Source organism: Pseudomonas sp. AA-38, assembly GCF_029457475.1.
In the GTDB taxonomy this organism is placed as follows: Bacteria; Pseudomonadota; Gammaproteobacteria; order Pseudomonadales; family Pseudomonadaceae; genus Aquipseudomonas.
Window position 1 is genome coordinate 2,249,374 of the sequence record NZ_CP120359.1, and the last position, 15,980, is coordinate 2,265,353.

The window sequence follows — 15,980 nt, forward strand, 5'->3', positions numbered from 1 at the left end:
CCTACGAAGGTCGTAGTCCGTCACGCCAATTGGCGCGGCCAACCTGCCCAAAGTACCAGCCTGGTAGTACCAAGGTAGTAACCCGGTGTGGGGCTTTACTTCCTAGCATGGCAGGCACCGCCCAATAACAATAACGGTGACCTTCATGCGTATTTTCAAGGCCCTGCTGCTGCCTTTGTTGCTGATCATCAGCCTGCTCGGCATCGACCAGTTGCACGCCGCCGGCGATATGACCCGCCGCCCGGTGGCGCTGCCCGACCTGGTGCTGGGCAACGACGACAGTGACTACTTCATGTCGCAGAGCGAGTACCAGTTGGAAACCGGCCAGGCCTACCAGCTCAAGATCATCTCCAACGGGCAGAAGGAATACGCCTTCCAGGCGCCGGAGTTCGCCACTTCGATCTACCTACGCAAGGTCGAGGCCGGCGGCGTGGAGGTCAAGGCCATGACCCTCACCGAACTGGAGTTCGAGGACGCCGGCGAGGCGGAAATCTTCTTCCTGCCGGTCAAACCGGGCAAATACCGCTTCTACGCCAAGGGTCTGGAAGGCAAGGGCATGCTCGGCTACTTCGTGGTCAAGTAGCCGGGTCAAGCAGATGAGCGCCCTCGGCCGCATCAACCTAGTGGTCAGCCTGCTCTTCGTGCTGGTGACCCTGGCCGGGCTGACGCTACTGCTGCGCCAGGCCAGCCATGACGTGCAGCGTGAGTTACAGGCCGCCGAGGCGGTGGTCGAGTACCTTGGCGAGGTGGCGCGCAGCAACCCCGGTAGCCTGCGCCCGGAGCTGACCGACAACCTGCGGCATATCCGCGTGAGCTGGCTGCGCCCCGGCGAGCAGCCGAGGGCGCAGAGCAAGAGCCTGGTCGAGCGCTGGATCGCCGAGCGCCTGCTGGGTTCGACGACGTTGGTGAGCGATGCCTGGCCGCTGGCCGATGGCCGTGAACTGCATATCGCCCTCGACCCCTTCGACGAGATCGAGGAAATCCAGGACTCGCTGCTGCAACTGCTGTTGCTCAGCGCCTTCGCCTTGATCCTCAGCCTGCTGACCATCCGCTTCGCCGTGCGCCGCGCCCGCCGCGTGCTGGACGAACTGCTCACCGGCCTGCGCCAGGTCGGTGCCGGCCACTTCGACACCCGCTTGCGGGATCACGGCCTGGCCGAGGCCAAGCGCCTGGCCGGCCACTTCAACGACATGGCCACCACCCTGCAGCAGGTGCAGGCGGACAACGCCGAGCTGACCCAATCCCTGCTGGAGCTGCAGGAGCGCGAGCGCACTCGCCTCGGGCAGACCCTGCACGACGACCTCGGCCAATACCTCAGCGGCATTCGCGCCCAGGCCTGCCTGCTCAAGGTGATCGCCGACCGGCCACAGCAGGTGCAGGACACCGCGCGCCTGCTGGACGACAACTGCGAGCGCCTGCAGCAGGGCTTTCGCAGCCTGATCCGCGACCTCTACCCGGTGGTGCTGGAGCGCCTGGAGCTTGGCCCGGCACTGCAGCAACTGGCCGCCGACTGGCAGCAGGCGCAAGGCATTCGCTGCCGCCTGCAACTGGGCGAGCACCTGCCGAGCCTGCCGCTGGCGAGCAAGGCCCATCTCTATCGCCTGGTGCAGGAGGCGTTGACCAATGTGGCCCGCCATGCCGACGCCAGCGAAGTACGCATTCGCCTGCAACGCCGTGGCCAGGGCCTGCGCCTGCTGGTGCGTGACAACGGCCAGGGCACCGCACTGCCGCTACGCCCCGGCATCGGCCTGCGCTCGATGCGCGAACGCAGCCGCAGCCTGGGCGGCGAACTGCGCCTGCACAGCCGCCCGCAAGCGGGCTGGGCCTTGTGCCTGAATATTCCCCTGGAGGCAACGCGATGAAGATTCTGCTGGTAGACGATCACGCTGTGGTGCGCCAGGGCTACGCCAGCCTGCTGCGCGCCCTGTTACCGGACGTGCAACTGCGCGAGGCCTGCGACGGCGAACAGGCCCTGCAACGGGTGCAGGAAGAGATCCCCAACCTGGTCATCATGGATATCGGCCTGCCCGGCATCAGCGGCCTGGAAACCACCCGCCGCCTGCGCCAGCGCCTGCCGCAACTGCGCATCCTGTTCTTCAGCATGCACGACGAACTGCCCCTGGTACGCCAGGCACTGGACGCCGGCGCCATCGGCTACCTGACCAAGAACTCTTCACCGGAAGTGCTGGTGGAGGCGGTCAAACGCACCGCCGCTGGCCACGCCTATATCGAACAACCACTGGCCACCCAGCTTGCTTGCAACCCCACCAGCAGCGATGGCCTCGACCCCCGGCTGCGCGAGCTGACCCAGCGAGAATTCGAGATCTTCGTCATGCTCGCCCGCGGCCTGCCACCGAAGCAGATCGCCGAGAAGCTATGCATCAGTGCCAAGACCCTGTCCAACTACCAGACCCTGGTAAAGAACAAACTGCAGATCGCCTCGCAGGCGGAGCTGGTGCATTTGGCGATTGATAGTGGGGTGGTTCGGGTGGGGTTGGAGAGTGCTTGAGGGGGAAGGGTAGGCTGCAATGGTCTGCTGTCTCGTGGTGATCACTCATGATCGCCAGAGAGCCTCCATGCGGTGTAGAGTCACGGCGCTAGGCCGTGATGGGCGTTACATAACTAGACCAATCTCCGTCTGTGGACTGAAATAGCATATGGTTCATCACTTTTAAAGCACCAATCGAATAGGGCTATGGATGAAAGCATTTGGTATCGGTTGTCTGCACTTTTCTTTCAAAGGTGGAGCTAAGAAAGAAATTACAGTTCAAGAATATATTGATGAGGTAAGGGGTTCGTTGGAGCGGCTGCCTAACATCAGTAATGTCGAGCTGTTTTTTGATTTGGATTTTAAAGATGAGGTGGTCGATACATCCATAAGTACCCACATGAATGATGGGGATCCTTGTTATCCACACGTTTCAATGTTTAATCTGTCATTTGATCTTTATTTGCCGTTAAGAGTTCAGGCTGAGCTGGTTGGGGGTGATCAGAAATATGTTCGTACTAATACTGAGAATTTTCGGGTCACGTTTAAGCATGATTGGTATGGGGCTCTTTCGGTTGTGGAGCTCATTGGAGGTAACAAAGATTCGGCGCCATCTACTGCTGTTCAAATAGTCAGAGAGTACTTAAAGCGAGAGGTTGATTCGGGAGCCAGTATTCTAAAGCTTGACTTCGTCGGGCCATCTCCATTTCATGCTGATTTCTTCTTGATTAGCTCAGATGAGCTATTTTCCGGAGATGACTCTTCAAGGTTTCAACTGGCCCATCTCAAAATTCCTGGCTACGATGAGCTGAAATTTTTTTATCCTTGCAATCAATATAAGTCAGAGGAAGTTGCATTTAAGAGATTGCTGACGGAAATTTCAAGCGAGGTTGCTTTCTTCTATGAACTCAAAATTTTGCACTCCAGGCGAGCTCTGGAGTGGAGCAAGGTGCAGGAGAGTCTTCATGGGCTGCTTGAAATGGAGGGGGAAGGCTACAGAAAAACTCTTAGAGATAGATTTATTAAGAAGCCGCGATTGTTGAATTGCCTATATAGAGATATAGGCTTGTTTAAGGGGCAGGAAATATTTGATAAAAATATACGTGACACGCACTACTATAGTATTTATAAGGCTGGCAAGCATAGTGTCTATCTAAGGGATTTTGTTGACGCGGTCTTGGCGAACTGGACAGTGTATCCGGTTAAAGAAACTTCAGAGATTGTAGATTATTTTCAGAGTAAGAGTAGTAAGCATATAGAATTTGCAGTAGTTCTGTTTGCTGCCATTTTAGGTGGTTCTATTGGCGCTGCCATCACTGTGCTATTTGGTAGTTAGCAGTAGCCGGACATCGGTGTTGCCAGCAAGTAGCCCTGACATTGGCGTTACCAATGGTGGATGAAAAAGCATCATCCACCCTACGCAAGGGATATGTAGGGTGGACAACGCGAAGCTTGTCCACCGTTTCACCTCAAAGCCTGCGAGAAACTTCCTTCCATAAATAGGCGTAGTTGAATTTAAGCCAGGCAGCCAGGGCTTTATCGGCTTGCCGGCGAATCCAACTGTTCTTTCTTGCTGCCAGCCTTGCTTCGATCATGGCGTTGAGTGATTCAGGCTCGAAGCCCGTCCAGACGGAGGGTACGGCGGCAGCGATATTCGTAAAGCACACTGGCGCTACTTCGGAGTAGAGAATCTCGTGGAGGATTTTCGGTTCGATATCTTTGACTGCCTGGGCTATGGCGTCGTAATCCACCGGGAAGTCATTGAACAGGTCGGAAAGGGCGACTCTGATGGCGGATAGGCGCGGCTCGTTCAGCGTATGTCCCAATACAAAGGTTCCTTGATCAGGTGACTCGGCCATTGATTCTGCCAAGGGTGGATGAAAAAAGCGTCATCCACCCTACGCAAAGGTATGGGTAGGGTGGACAACGCGAAGCTTGTCCACCATGTCCGCAGCTCAGATGCCGAGGGTGGAAACGCTTTGCCATTTCCACCCTCAACCCCTCATTCGCCACCATCCCGCACCACCCGCCAAACCGTATTCGACAGATCGTCGGCCACGATCAGCGCGCCGCGCGGGTCGACCGTTACGCCCACCGGGCGGCCGCGGGTTTTGCCGTCGTCGTCGCGAAAGCCGGTGACGAAGTCGATGGGGTCGCCTGCGGGGCGGCCATTCTCAAAGGGCACGAAGACCACCTTGTAGCCCACCGGATCCTCGCGGTTCCAACTTCCGTGCTCGCCGACGAATACGCCGTCGGCATATTGCCCACCCATCACTTCGCTGGAGAAGTCCAGGCCCAGCGCGGCGACGTGGGCGCCGAGGGCGTAGTCCGGGGCGATGGCGCTGGCCACCTTGTCCGGGTTCTGCGGCTTGACCCGTGGGTCGACGTTCTGCCCCCAGTAGCTATAGGGCCAGCCGTAGAAGGCGCCTTCCTTGACCGAGGTGAGGTAGTCGGGCACCAGGTTCTCGCCCAGTTCGTCGCGCTCGTTGACCACTGTCCACAGGGTGCCGGTGCCCGGCTGGATGGCCAGTGCGGTGGGGTTGCGCAGGCCGGTGGCATAGGGCTTGTGGGCACCGGTTGCGGCGTCGATCTGCCAGACCATGGCGCGGTCGGCTTCCACCTCCATGCCGCGCTCGGTGATGTTGCTGTTGGAGCCGATACCGACGTAGAGGTAGCGGCCGTCCTCACTGACGGTCAGCGCCTTGGTCCAGTGGTGGTTGATCTCTGAGGGCAGGTCGGTGACCTTGCTGGGCGGGCCCATGGCCTGGGTCTGGCCTTCGCTGTAGTCGAAGCGCACCAGGGCGTCCTGATTGGCCACGTACAGATTGCCTTCATACAAAGCCAGGCCGTAAGGGGCGTTGAGGTTTTCCGCAAAGACGGTCTGCAGTTCATAGGCGCCGTCACCGTCGGCGTCGCGCAGCAGGGTCAGGCGGTTGCCGCTTTCCACCGAGGTGGTGCCGCGCGACTTGATCATGCCGGCGATCACGTCCTTGGGCTTGAGCTTGGGCGCGTTGCCGCCACGGCCTTCGGCGACGAGGATGTCGCCATTGGGCAGCACCAGGGTCTGCCGGGGAATCTTCAGGTCGGTGGCGATGGCGCTGATGCTGAAGCCTTCCGGTACGGTCGGCTGCTGATCGCCCCAGGGCGTTGGTTCGGCGATGCTCATGCTCGGTAGCAGCCCGCGTGCGGGCTCGGGCAGTTGCGGTTGGGCGCCGGTGGTCTGTTGCGGGCTGCCAGGGTCTTCACCGCAGGCGCTGAGCAGCAGGGCGAGGGGCAGGGTGGGTAGTAGCTTGGCGAGGTTCATCGGTCATCTTCCAGGCGTGGTTGGGCGAGGCCGACCCAGGTGGCGACGCAGGCCAGCAGGGCGACGATGAGCGAGAGCAGCAGCCCCCAGGGCATGGCGGCCCAGGCGTCCTTGGCATGCTCCAGGGCATTGACCAGGCCAACGAGCCAGGTGGCCAGAAGCAGCAGGAAGTAGGTGCTGGCATGTCCGTTACCGCGTTCGCGGAACAGGTCGATGAGGGCGAACAGCAGGGCCAGGCCGGCGAAGACCATGCCGCCGGCGATCAGCCAGGAGGCGAAGTTGCTCCATTGGATCTGATAGCTGCGGTAGTAGGCGAAATCACTGAGCAGGGCACCGAGAAACAACGGCATCTGGCCGCAAAGCAGAATGGCATGCAGGCGGTTGGGTGGACTCAGGTGGATGCTTGAAGTGGTGGTCACGGAAGATCCCTCTTGGGTCGTTGATGGATGGCCGCTCACCTGGAACGGCCTCGCTCTGACCTAAGAAGGGATTGCCCCGAAGGGGCATGGTTCAGTGTGTTTTATGCCGGGGGCGCGGTTAGACCGCATTGCGAGTGCTGATTGCCGTTAGCCGTGCTCTCTGTCGGTGGGCTGAAGCCCACCCTACGCGCTGGGGCTGATGGGGTTCAGCCTGGGGCTCGCGTGGGGCGTAGGAGCGGCTTTAGTCGCGATATCCAGGTGCGATCGCGGCTGAAGCGCAATGCCGCCCAGCCGCTCCTACGGGGTGTGGGGACGGTAGGTTTTAGTCCCAGCCTTTGGGGCACTCGACACAGCCGGGCATATTGGCATCCTGAAAGTTGCCGAAGCGCACTCGTGCGCCGCTGAGGTTGGCGTTCTCCAGATTGGAGCCGCCGAGCTTCACCTCCTGCAGGTTGGCGTCCTGCAGATGCGCACCCTTGAGGTCGGCCTTGCTCAGCCAGGTCATTTCCAGGTTGGCGGCCTGCAGTTGCACGTCGTGCAGCTTGGCCCCGGAGAGGCGGGCAAATTCCAGGTTGGCGGCGCGCAGGTCGGCCCCCTCGAATTGCGCAGCCTGGGCGAACAGGCCCCAGCCGGCGATGGCCACCAGGCTGGCGCCAGAGAAGTCGGCCAGGCGCAGGTTGCTTTGTTGCAGGCTGGCGCGGGTGAGATTGGCACCGCGCAGTTTGGCCTTTTCCAGATTGGCCAGGTCGAGGTTGGCGTGGCGCAAGTCGGCGCCGGAAAGATCGGCACCGGACAAGTCCATGCGGCGCAGGTCGAGGTTGCGTAGGTCAGCACCGCGCAGATCGGCCTTGGGGCATTTGCTGTCGGGTTCGAGGCGGCAGCCGTTGATCTGCGGCACGCCGTCGTTGTCGGTCTCGGCGCCGATGGCGTGGCTGCCGAGTACCAGCAGCAGAACCGGGACAAGCAGAGGCAGGTAGTTCATGGCGAGTCCTCATGTAGGGTGCGCTGTGCGCACCAATGGGGCAGTGCAGTTGTGTAGCCTGGGTAGAGCGGCGCGAAACCCGGGGAATAGGCCCCTGGGTTTCGCCGTGCTCAACCCAGGCTACGGCGCTGTGCAGAGGGCGAGATTGCAACGCGAGGAGCTGGTGCGCATGGCGCACCCTACGTGCGCCATGCGTTCAGCCTTTAGCGCTGGGCGCTGGCCTTGTCCCAGCTCGGCAGCTTGAACACCCAGAAAGAACCGCCCTGGGCGACCGGCTTGGTCAGCTCGGCCATGTCGCCGCCCCACAGCGGTACGGCGCCGCCGTAGCCGGCGGTCACGCCGATGTACTGTTCGCCGTCCTGCTCCCAGGTGATGGGCGGGGAGATGATTCCGGTGCCGACCTGGAACTTCCACAGCTCCTTGCCGTTCTTGGCGTCGAAGGCCTTGAAGTAGCCGTCGCCGGTGCCGGTGAACACCAGATTGCCCTTGGTGGCCAGCACCCCGGCCCACAGCGGCAGGCGCTCCTTGTGCTCCCACACGACCTTGCCGGTGGTGGGGTTCATGGCGCGCAGGATGCCGACGTGGTCGTCGAACAGGCGCTTGATGCGGAAGCCCATGCCCAGGTAGGCGGAGCCTTTCTTGTAGTGCGGCTCCTCGGCCCAGTAGTCCTCCTTCCAGTGGTTGGCTGGCACGTAGAACAGGCCGGTGTCCTGGCTGTAGGCCATGGGGTTCCAGTTCTTGCCGCCGAGGAAGGGCGGCGAGACTTCCACCACTTCACCCTTGCTTTCACCCGGCTTGGGCTTGGGTGGGCGCTGGCCTTCGTTTTCCACTGGGCGGCCGGTTTCCAGGTCGATATGGCTGGCCCAGGTGATCTTGTCGACGAAGGGGAAGGCATTCTTCAGCTTGCCGTTGGCGCGGTCGACCACGTAGAAGAAACCGTTACGGTCGGCGTGGGCGGTGGCCTTGGTGACCTTGCCGTCCTTGTCCTTGTAGTCGAACAGCACCAACTCGTTGTTACCGGAGAAGTCCCAGGTGTCGTTGGGGGTGTGCTGGTAGAACCACTTCACTTCCCCAGTGGTGGGGTCGACGCCGACCTGACCGGAGGTGTAGAGGCTGTCGTAGTCGTGCGGGTTGCCGCCGTCGGCAGTACGTGCCCAGCCGTTCCAGGGGGCCGGGTTGCCAGCGCCGACGATGATGGTGTTGGTTTCGGCATCGAAGCTGGCGCTCTGCCACGGTGCGCCACCGCCCTGGCTCCAGGCCTCTTTCTTGCCGGTGGGCGAGTTGGGATCGTCCGGCCAGCTCGGTGCCTTGATGTCGCCGGTGGGGGTGCTGTCCTTGCCGTTGAGGCGGCCCATGTGACCTTCGACGAAGGGACGCATCCAGACTTCTTCGCCGGTGTCCGGGTCGCGGGCAAACAGCTTGCCGACCACGCCGAACTCGTCGCCGGAGCTGCCGTGGATCAGCAGTACCTTACCGCTCTTGCCGTCCTTCACCAGCGTCGGGGCGCCGGTCATGGTGTAGCCGGCGGCATGGTCGGCGAACTTCTTGTTCCAGACCACCTTGCCGGTGTCCTTGTTCAGCGCCACGACGCGGGCGTCGAGGGTGCCGAAGTAGATCTTGTCGCCGTAGATGGCGGCGCCACGGTTGACCACGTCGCAGCACGGGCGAATGTTGTCGGGCAGGCGGTGGCTGTAGGTCCACAGGCGCTTGCCGGTCTTGGCGTCGAGGGCGAACACCCGCGAGTAGGAGCCGGTCACGTAGATCACGCCGTCATGGATGATGGCCTGCGACTCCTGGCCGCGCTGTTTCTCGTCACCGAAGGAATAGCTCCAGGCCGGGGTGAGCTTGAACACGTTGTCGGCGTTGACCTGGGTGAGCGGGCTCCAGCGCTGGGCGTTGGTGCCCATGCCGTACTGCAGCACGTTGTTGGTGGTGGCGTGGTCATTGGCGATGTCTTCCCAGGTGACCGGCTTGGCCAGCGCGCCCTGGCTCAGCGCCAGGCCGCCGGCCAGCATCAGGGCGAGGGCCAGGGGGCGAGGGCTGCTGGGTAGGTTTCTTGTTGTCATGGTCGTGCTTCCCGTTGGAGTTGAAAGTGCCGCAGTGGCAAGCCGATGGTGGTGCCCGGCCACCTCCGCGCCTACGGAAAAACTCCCGACTTCGCCGGGAGGATTTCCCAGTCGCCCCATGACTTGGCCTTGCTGCCAAGGCATCAGCCAAACCCCCACCCAAGCCCTACTACCAAGGGACTAGAACGCGGCCACCAAAGCAGGATTCGGTGCGCGCGGGGGCCTTTCTAAGATGGACGCCACAAGCTCGAAACGGGCTGTTCGGCGTGCATTCGATGAGGTCCTAGCCATGAACAAGAAGAAGATCCAATCCACCCTGGCCCTGATGCTGCTGGCCGCGTCCACCCAGCTCTGGGCGCACGGCGACGTGGTGCCCCAGGCGGTCAATACCGATGGCCTGGACCCCCTGGGTGAAGAATGGCTGGAAGAAAACCCCTACCGTGGCAACCCGCGCGCCATCGAGATCGGCGCCTCGGCCTACAACCAGAACTGCGCCGCCTGCCACGGCCTGGAAGCCAAGTCTGGCGGTATCGCCCCCGACCTGCGTCTGCTCGAAACGGGAGCCAGTGGTGATGAGTGGTTCAAGGAGCGGGTAATCAACGGCGCGGTGCGCGATGGCCGGGTGTACATGCCGAAAATGGCCGACTACCTGAGCCAGGAAGCCCTGTGGGCGGTGCGCAGCTATCTGGAGAGCGTGCACGTCGAGGAGTAGCGCTTGATGATCATGCTGCTGCGTTCCTGCTTCACGACCTCCGCAGCCATGCGCTGGCTGATCCTGTCGTGCGGCCTGTGCCTGGGTATTGCCCAGGCACAGGTGCGCGACTACGACCGCATCATGGAAGAGGGCGTGTTGCGTGTGGCGCTGTACCAGAACTTTCCGCCCTACAGCTTCGAGCAGGAGGGCCAGCCGCGTGGGGTCGACTATGAGCTGGCCAAGGCCCTGGCCGCTGGGCTGGGCCTGCGGCTGCAGGTGATCTGGGCGCCACCCGGCGAAAAGCTCGACGACGACCTGCGCGACTACATCTGGCGTGGCCGGGTCACCGCCCAGGGCGAGCTGGCCGACCTGATGCTGCGCGTGCCCTACGACCGTGACTACGCGCAGATGCGCAACGAACTGGGTGAGCTGGTCAACGAACGCGTGGTGATGTTCGGCCCCTATCAGCGCGAGCGCTGGCAACTGGCCTTCGACCGCCGTCGCCTGGCCGAGGTGCCGAGCATCAATGCCCTGCAGCAGCATCCCATTGGCGTCGAGGTGGATAGCGTGCCGTCGTTCTACCTCAGCTCCGCGATGGACGGCTTGCTGCGCTCGCAGGCTCGTCACTATCCGTCGCCGACCTTGGCCTGCGCTGCCATGCGTGCCGGTGAGGTGGACGCGGTGATGGCCCTGCGCGGCGAGGTGGACTGGCTGCTGCACGAGGCCAATGATCCGCAACTGGCGCTGGCCGAGAACGCCTACCCGGACATGGGCCGGCAGATCTGGGAAATCGGCATGGCAGTACACGAGACCAATCGACAACTGGCCTATGCCCTGGAAGAACAACTGGAAAACCTGATTCTCGATGGTTCGCTGGAGCGCCTCTACGGGCAGTACGGTCTGCGCTTCGAGAAGCCCGAACAATACCAATAGGGCGCGAGCCGGAGGTGGGCGATGGATTGGCGTGGCCTGATAGTACTGGCGCTGTGCGTCTGGAGTTGGGAGACGCAGGCGGCGGAGCCCGATCCGGTGGCCTCGGTGATGTGGGACTACTACCACCAGCGCTTGCTCGATGGCGAACCCTTCGTCTTCGACGAGCTGGTACGCCTCGAGGTACCGCCCTTCGCCGAGGACGCGCGCCAGGTGCCGATCCAGATCGACGCCAGCGCCTATCGCGGCAAGGTCAGACGCATCCTCGCCTGGGCCGAGCTCAACCCCATCCCGCGTATTGTCGATTTCACCCCCAGCGCGGCGCTGGAGCCGACTTTGGCCATTCGCATCCGCGTCGAGCAGGCCACGCCGATTCGTGCGGCGGTGCTCACCGAGGACGGCCTCTGGCATATCGGCTCGGCACGGGTGGAGGCGGCCGGCGGTGGCTGCACCGCGCCCAGTGTGGTGCGCGCCGAAGCCGGCTGGCAGGAGCGCCTGGGCCAGGTGCTGGGCAAGCGCTTCCAGCGCGGCGAGGACAGCCGCCTGCGCCTGCAGGTGTCGCACCCGATGGACAACGGCCTGGTCGGTGGCATCCCCGAGTTCTATATCGAACGGGCCGAGCTGCGCGATCCTGACGGCCAGGTGCTGGGGCGTCTGGAGCTGTTCCCGGCGGTCAGCGAGAACCCGACGCTGACCTTCGACCTGCGTGGCGACCAGCACGCCGAGCTGTGGCTGCGCGACAACAACGGCAACGAATTCCAGGCCGCGTTCTGAACGATGCGGCGTAGGGTGCGCTGCGCGCACCAGTCACCAAGGGTGCTCCCCATGCGCTGGATACTATTGATGACCTGCCTGCTCGCCAACCTGGCCCAGGCCCTCGATTACCACCTGCTACCCCGGCAGATCGCCGAAGGCGTCTGGCTGCTGGAAGGCAGCACCGACAATTTCGCCGCGGACAACGGCGGCAATATCGTCAATGTCGGCTTCATCGAAACCGCCGACGGCGTGGTGGTGATCGACACTGGCCCCTCGCGCCGCTATGGCGAGGCACTGCATCAGGCTATCGAAAAGGTCACCGGCAAGCCGGTGCTGCGTGTGCTGCTGACTCACCATCACCCCGATCACGTGCTGGGTAACCAGGCCTTCACCGACGTACCTATCGTCGCCTTGCCGGGCACCACGAAACGTCTAGCCGAGCAGGGCGATGCCATGGCGGAAAACATGTACCGCCTGGTGGGCGACTGGATGCGTGGTACCGAGGTGGTGTTGCCCACCGAAGAGGCGCAGGAGGGCGTGCTTGAGATCGGCGGTCGGCGCCTGCAGCTACTGGCGCTGAGCGGCCATACCGGCGCGGATCTGGCCATTCTCGACGAGCGCACAGGGGTGTTGTTCGCGGGCGACATCCTGTTCTACCAGCGCGCCCTGACCACGCCGAACACGCCGGGGCTGGACGTCTGGCTGGCCGACCTGGATCGCCTGCAAGCGCTGCCCTGGAAGCAGCTCGTGCCTGGTCACGGGCCACTGGCCAGGGACGCCGCGCCTTTCGTGCAGATGCGCGACTACCTGGGTTGGCTCGATGGCCTGCTGCGCCAGGGCGCGGAGCAGGGCGCCGAGATGAACGAGCTGATCCGCACGCCAATCCCCACGCGTTTCGCCCAGGTGAATCTGAGCCGCTACGAGCTGATCCGCAGCGTCAGCCATCTCTACCCGCGCTATGAGCGTCAGGCCATGAGCCGGGTGGATCGCGCCGAGTAACGAGCGTGGCCTTTTTGGCAGCGTGTAGGGCGTCCCGCTCCGCACTGAACTGAAATCTGACCCTGCCACTCTCAAGAGGGTGGTTCTACTTTGCTTGTGACAAGCGAGCAGGCCATTTGACGAAAAATTGACCTGCACCCGAGTAGGGTGGACTTTTCACAACCGAGGTAGCTGTCGATGGCCATGCCCCCTGTAACCGCTTCCGCTGTAGCGCTGATGCTGGCAATGATGTCTTCGCCAGCGGTGCACTCGAAGACGAACTCGCCATCTCCCCGCGTTTATGGGTGGGTAGAGGAGGGGCTGCTGTTGCCTGAAAGGGCTTCGCTGAAGATCAAGCTGGATACCGGCGCCCTGACGTCGTCGATGGATGCCAAGGATCTCGAGCGCTTCGAGAAGGATGGCGAGGACTGGGTGCGTTTCAATGTGGAAGCCAATGACAGCAAGAGCGGAAAAACGCTGAGCATTCCCTTCGAGCGGCGCGTCGAAAGGAACGTCAGGGTCAGGGGCGCCGGCGGTGCGGAAAGGCGCCCGGTGGTCAAATTGAAGATGTGCATTGGTGATCGCATCTACAACGAGGAGTTCTCGCTGAAGAATCGCGGCAAGATGATCTATCCGGTATTGATCGGCCGGCGCACGCTGGAGCACCTGGGCGCCGTTGATGTTTCCAGGACGTTCACCGTCGAGCCCAAGTGCTCGAGCGGCAAGTCTTAGGCTGTGCTGCCCCCTGCGCTAGAGCCTGAACCCCTCGACGATATGCTCGGCCAGGCACTCGGTCACTGGCGACTGGCTGCCTTGCTTGCGTAGCAGCACGATGCTGGTCAGCGGCAGCGTCGGCAGGCCCTCGGCTTCGCCGAGAATGCGCAGATCGGGGGTGATCAGGCTCTGCAGTTGCGCGGTCACTGCCAATCCTGCGCGCACCACGGCGAAGATCGCCGACAGGCTGGGGCTGGTATAGGCGATGCGGTAGGGGCGGCTCATCGCGTCCAGCGCATTGCACGCCCATTCGCGACAGAAACAGTCGGCATTGAACATCGCCAGCGGCATGGGCGTCTGCTCGTGCGGGGCGAAACCCTGCGCCACCGCCCAGGCGAAGCGCTCCTGGCGCAGTAGCTGGCCGATCTCCTTGCCCGGTTGGCGGGTGACGATGGTCAGATCCAGATCCTGGCGCTGCAGCAATTGCCCGGAGGGTTCGCAGTGCACCTCAACCTGCACCAGCGGGTAGGCCTGGGCGAAGCGCGAGAGAATCTCCGGCAGAAAGCGCATCACGTAATCGTCCGGTGTGCCGATGCGCACGGCGCCGACCATATGTGGCTCGCGCAGGGTGTTGAGCACCTCGCCATGCAGCTTGAGGATGCGTCGCGCATAACCCAGCAGCACCTGGCCTTCGGGCGTGAGCCGAACCTGGCGGCCGTCGCGCTCGAACAAGGGGCGCTGCACCACGTCTTCCTCCAATCGCTTCATCTGCATGCTGATCGCTGATTGGGTGCGGTTCACCGCATCGGCGGCGCGGGTGAAACCGCCGGTGTCGGCGATGGCGACGAAGCTGCGCAGCAATTCGGTATCAATGCTGGGGTGGTAAGCCATTCATCAACTCTCGAGATGTATTGCATAAGAAACATTCGTTGGATTGATCATAAGCCCGGCGTGAGACTGGCGCCAACCCCACAGGGAGGGCGATGAGATGAAAGGTCAGAAAGGTTATGCGATGGCTTCGGCCATGCCGTCCGGGCGCTTGCCGAAGTTGCTCAATGTCTGGCGCGTGCTGCGTCGCTGGCAGCAACTGGCACGTGAGCGCCGTCAGTTGGCCGAGCTGGATATGGCGGCGCTGAAGGATCTGGGCTTGAGCCGCGCGGACGTGATGCAGGAAAGCGAGCGGCCGTTCTGGGATGATCCGCTGCGCAAATGAACCAAGGAGTGAAGTGATGACTGCGGTACGCAAGGGCGCCGACCTGTTTCTGTTCCAGTTGATGCTGTTGCTCTGTGCCATCTGGGGTAGCCAGCAGGTGGCGATCAAGCTGGCGGCCCCGGATATCGAACCCATGCTGCAGGTGGCCCTGCGTTCGGGTATCGCCGCCTTGCTGGTCGGCCTGCTGCTGCTCTGGCAGCGCGGCTGGCAGGGCTGGGTGGGCTGTACCTGGCGCGCGGGCGTGTTGGCCGGGGTGCTGTTCGCGCTGGAGTTCTTCTTTATCGCCCTCGGCCTGCGCCATACCTCGGCCTCGCACATGGCTGTGTTTCTCTATACTGCGCCGATCTTCTCGGCGCTGGGCCTGCACCTGTTGCTGCCCAGCGAACGCCTGCGGCGCCTGCAGTGGCTGGGCATCGCGTTGTGCTTCGGCGGCGTGGTGATGGCTTTCGGCGTCGGCGGCAACTGGGCCGGGATCGACCGCGGCATTCTGCTTGGCGATGCGCTGGCGCTGTGCGCGGGCATGGCCTGGGGCGCCACCACCGTGGTGGTGCGCGGCTCGCGTCTGTCCGAGGCGCCGGCCGGGCTGACCCTGTTCTACCAACTGGCGGTGGCCTTCGTCCTGCTGCTCGCTTATGCATTGGCGGTGGTCGACCTCGGCCAGGTGCGCTGGAGCCCGCTTGTCATCGGTAGCATCCTGTTGCAGGGCGTGGTGGTGTCGTTCTTCACCTACCTGGCCTGGTTCTGGCTGCTGCGTCGCTACCTGGCCTCGAACATGGCGGTGTTCTCCTTCATGACCCCGCTGTTCGGGGTGTCCTTCGGCGTGCTGGTACTGGACGAGCCGCTGACCCTGAACTTCGTCATCGGCGCGGCGCTGGTGCTCAGTGGCATCACGCTGGTCAGCAGCGAGGCCTGGCTGCGCCGACGCCTGGCCGGCTGGCGCGGTGTACCGCAGCAACCCTGATCCGCAAGGAGGCTGGAGATTGTCCACTTATCACTTGGCCCAACTGAATATCGCCTGGATGAAAGCGCCGCTGGAGTCGCCGGAGATGGCCGACTTCGTCGCCAATCTGGAACGCATCAATGTGCTGGCCGAAGCCGCGCCCGGCTATGTCTGGCGCCTGCAGGACGAGGCGGGGGATGCCACGGCCATCCGCCCCTTCGGTGAGGAAGTCTTGGTCAATATGTCGGTCTGGCAGGATGTTCAGTCCCTTAGCGATTACGTCTACAAATCCGCCCATACCGAGATGCTCAAGCGCCGCCGTGAATGGTTCGAGCGTGTCGAGCAGGCGCATCAGGTGCTGTGGTGGGTGCCGGCCGGGCATCGTCCGAGTGTAGTGGAGGCGGCCGAGCGTCTGGCTCATCTTCGCGAGCATGGTGCTACACAACAGGCCTTCAGCTTTCGCCATGCGTTCGCGGCGCCGGCCTGCTAGGCTGGC

General features: G+C 62.7%; 18 protein-coding genes. 12 read left to right on the forward strand and 6 right to left on the reverse strand.

The window, feature by feature from the left end; translation table 11 throughout:
* Nucleotides 1–145 precede the first annotated feature (145 nt).
* The 4 genes from PVE35_RS10220 (at nt 146) to PVE35_RS10235 (ending at nt 3,824) form a co-directional block, all read left to right on the forward strand.
* Complete coding sequence (locus tag PVE35_RS10220; RefSeq protein ID WP_277374571.1) at nt 146–583, forward strand: copper-binding protein; 438 nt, start codon at nt 146–148, stop codon at nt 581–583.
* 13 nt (nt 584–596) lie between these two features.
* Nucleotides 597–1,862: a histidine kinase gene (locus tag PVE35_RS10225; RefSeq protein ID WP_277374572.1), complete on the forward strand. Its 1,266-nt coding sequence runs from the start codon at nt 597–599 to the stop codon at nt 1,860–1,862.
* Nucleotides 1,859–2,509, forward strand: coding sequence for a response regulator transcription factor (locus PVE35_RS10230; protein WP_277374573.1), 651 nt, complete (start codon nt 1,859–1,861; stop codon nt 2,507–2,509). The genes PVE35_RS10225 and PVE35_RS10230 overlap by 4 nt, the downstream gene beginning before the upstream one ends.
* 190 nt (nt 2,510–2,699) lie before the next feature.
* On the forward strand, nt 2,700–3,824 hold the full coding sequence (locus PVE35_RS10235; RefSeq protein WP_277374574.1) for a hypothetical protein: 1,125 nt from the start codon (nt 2,700–2,702) through the stop codon (nt 3,822–3,824).
* 133 nt (nt 3,825–3,957) lie between these two features.
* Here PVE35_RS10235 and PVE35_RS10240 read toward each other — a convergent pair whose 3' ends face one another.
* The 5 genes from PVE35_RS10240 to exaA form a co-directional block, all read right to left on the reverse strand.
* Nucleotides 3,958–4,314 carry a hypothetical protein gene (locus tag PVE35_RS10240; RefSeq protein WP_277374871.1) on the reverse strand — a complete coding sequence of 119 codons (357 nt, stop codon included), beginning with the start codon at nt 4,312–4,314 and terminating at the stop codon, nt 3,958–3,960.
* A 176-nt stretch (nt 4,315–4,490) separates the two neighbouring features.
* Nucleotides 4,491–5,792, reverse strand: a complete 1,302-nt coding sequence (locus tag PVE35_RS10245; protein WP_277374575.1) for a sorbosone dehydrogenase family protein — start codon at nt 5,790–5,792, stop codon at nt 4,491–4,493.
* Nucleotides 5,789–6,211: a DUF2231 domain-containing protein gene (locus tag PVE35_RS10250; RefSeq protein WP_277374576.1), complete on the reverse strand. Its 423-nt coding sequence runs from the start codon at nt 6,209–6,211 to the stop codon at nt 5,789–5,791. The genes PVE35_RS10245 and PVE35_RS10250 overlap by 4 nt, the downstream gene beginning before the upstream one ends.
* Before the next feature lie 322 nt (nt 6,212–6,533).
* Nucleotides 6,534–7,193 carry a pentapeptide repeat-containing protein gene (locus PVE35_RS10255; RefSeq protein ID WP_268177767.1) on the reverse strand — a complete coding sequence of 220 codons (660 nt, stop codon included), beginning with the start codon at nt 7,191–7,193 and terminating at the stop codon, nt 6,534–6,536.
* A 203-nt stretch (nt 7,194–7,396) separates the two neighbouring features.
* Nucleotides 7,397–9,208, reverse strand: coding sequence for a quinoprotein ethanol dehydrogenase (gene exaA, locus PVE35_RS10260; RefSeq protein ID WP_268184320.1), 1,812 nt, complete (start codon nt 9,206–9,208; stop codon nt 7,397–7,399).
* A gap of 340 nt (nt 9,209–9,548) precedes the next feature.
* Here exaA and pedF point away from each other — a divergent pair, with 340 nt between their 5' ends.
* From pedF to PVE35_RS10285, 5 genes are all read left to right on the forward strand, one after another.
* Nucleotides 9,549–9,971: a cytochrome c-550 PedF gene (gene pedF, locus PVE35_RS10265; RefSeq protein ID WP_277374577.1), complete on the forward strand. Its 423-nt coding sequence runs from the start codon at nt 9,549–9,551 to the stop codon at nt 9,969–9,971.
* Nucleotides 9,972–10,019: 48 nt separating this feature from the next.
* Complete coding sequence (locus tag PVE35_RS10270; RefSeq protein ID WP_277374872.1) at nt 10,020–10,886, forward strand: transporter substrate-binding domain-containing protein; 867 nt, start codon at nt 10,020–10,022, stop codon at nt 10,884–10,886.
* Nucleotides 10,887–10,907: 21 nt separating this feature from the next.
* Nucleotides 10,908–11,657 carry a quinoprotein dehydrogenase-associated SoxYZ-like carrier gene (locus tag PVE35_RS10275; protein WP_268177764.1) on the forward strand — a complete coding sequence of 250 codons (750 nt, stop codon included), beginning with the start codon at nt 10,908–10,910 and terminating at the stop codon, nt 11,655–11,657.
* 51 nt (nt 11,658–11,708) lie between these two features.
* Nucleotides 11,709–12,638, forward strand: a complete 930-nt coding sequence (locus PVE35_RS10280) for a quinoprotein relay system zinc metallohydrolase 1 (protein WP_268177763.1) — start codon at nt 11,709–11,711, stop codon at nt 12,636–12,638.
* Between the two features lie 177 nt (nt 12,639–12,815).
* The gene (locus PVE35_RS10285) at nt 12,816–13,349 is read left to right on the forward strand and encodes an ATP-dependent zinc protease (protein WP_277374578.1); all 534 of its coding nucleotides are present in this window, start codon (nt 12,816–12,818) and stop codon (nt 13,347–13,349) included.
* Between the two features lie 18 nt (nt 13,350–13,367).
* Here the strand turns inward: PVE35_RS10285 and PVE35_RS10290 are convergent, their stop codons facing one another.
* Nucleotides 13,368–14,222, reverse strand: a complete 855-nt coding sequence (locus PVE35_RS10290) for a LysR substrate-binding domain-containing protein (RefSeq protein WP_268177761.1) — start codon at nt 14,220–14,222, stop codon at nt 13,368–13,370.
* A 97-nt stretch (nt 14,223–14,319) separates the two neighbouring features.
* On the opposite strand from PVE35_RS10290, the gene PVE35_RS10295 reads away from it, so the two are divergent.
* Genes PVE35_RS10295 through PVE35_RS10305 form a run of 3 tightly spaced genes read left to right on the forward strand, consistent with a single transcriptional unit; the run spans nt 14,320 to nt 15,974 of the window.
* Nucleotides 14,320–14,544: a DUF1127 domain-containing protein gene (locus PVE35_RS10295; protein WP_277374579.1), complete on the forward strand. Its 225-nt coding sequence runs from the start codon at nt 14,320–14,322 to the stop codon at nt 14,542–14,544.
* Nucleotides 14,545–14,560: 16 nt separating this feature from the next.
* Nucleotides 14,561–15,505, forward strand: coding sequence for a DMT family transporter (locus PVE35_RS10300; protein ID WP_277374580.1), 945 nt, complete (start codon nt 14,561–14,563; stop codon nt 15,503–15,505).
* 19 nt (nt 15,506–15,524) lie between these two features.
* Nucleotides 15,525–15,974 carry a DUF3291 domain-containing protein gene (locus PVE35_RS10305; protein WP_277374581.1) on the forward strand — a complete coding sequence of 150 codons (450 nt, stop codon included), beginning with the start codon at nt 15,525–15,527 and terminating at the stop codon, nt 15,972–15,974.
* Nucleotides 15,975–15,980: the final 6 nt, after the last annotated feature.

Excerpts from the sequence above, each read along its gene's own strand:
- PVE35_RS10220 (WP_277374571.1), top strand. The coding sequence starts at position 146 with ATGCGTATTTTCAAGGCCCTGCTGCTGCCTTTGTTGCTGATCATCAGC.
- PVE35_RS10225 (WP_277374572.1), top strand. The coding sequence starts at position 597 with ATGAGCGCCCTCGGCCGCATCAACCTAGTGGTCAGCCTGCTCTTCGTG.
- PVE35_RS10230 (WP_277374573.1), top strand. The coding sequence starts at position 1,859 with ATGAAGATTCTGCTGGTAGACGATCACGCTGTGGTGCGCCAGGGCTAC.
- PVE35_RS10235 (WP_277374574.1), top strand. The coding sequence starts at position 2,700 with ATGAAAGCATTTGGTATCGGTTGTCTGCACTTTTCTTTCAAAGGTGGA.
- PVE35_RS10245 (WP_277374575.1), bottom strand. The coding sequence starts at position 5,792 with ATGAACCTCGCCAAGCTACTACCCACCCTGCCCCTCGCCCTGCTGCTC.
- PVE35_RS10255 (WP_268177767.1), bottom strand. The coding sequence starts at position 7,193 with ATGAACTACCTGCCTCTGCTTGTCCCGGTTCTGCTGCTGGTACTCGGC.
- exaA (WP_268184320.1), bottom strand. The coding sequence starts at position 9,208 with ATGCTGGCCGGCGGCCTGGCGCTGAGCCAGGGCGCGCTGGCCAAGCCG.
- pedF (WP_277374577.1), top strand. The coding sequence starts at position 9,549 with ATGAACAAGAAGAAGATCCAATCCACCCTGGCCCTGATGCTGCTGGCC.
- PVE35_RS10270 (WP_277374872.1), top strand. The coding sequence starts at position 10,020 with ATGCGCTGGCTGATCCTGTCGTGCGGCCTGTGCCTGGGTATTGCCCAG.
- PVE35_RS10275 (WP_268177764.1), top strand. The coding sequence starts at position 10,908 with ATGGATTGGCGTGGCCTGATAGTACTGGCGCTGTGCGTCTGGAGTTGG.
- PVE35_RS10280 (WP_268177763.1), top strand. The coding sequence starts at position 11,709 with ATGCGCTGGATACTATTGATGACCTGCCTGCTCGCCAACCTGGCCCAG.
- PVE35_RS10285 (WP_277374578.1), top strand. The coding sequence starts at position 12,816 with ATGGCCATGCCCCCTGTAACCGCTTCCGCTGTAGCGCTGATGCTGGCA.
- PVE35_RS10290 (WP_268177761.1), bottom strand. The coding sequence starts at position 14,222 with ATGGCTTACCACCCCAGCATTGATACCGAATTGCTGCGCAGCTTCGTC.
- PVE35_RS10295 (WP_277374579.1), top strand. The coding sequence starts at position 14,320 with ATGAAAGGTCAGAAAGGTTATGCGATGGCTTCGGCCATGCCGTCCGGG.
- PVE35_RS10300 (WP_277374580.1), top strand. The coding sequence starts at position 14,561 with ATGACTGCGGTACGCAAGGGCGCCGACCTGTTTCTGTTCCAGTTGATG.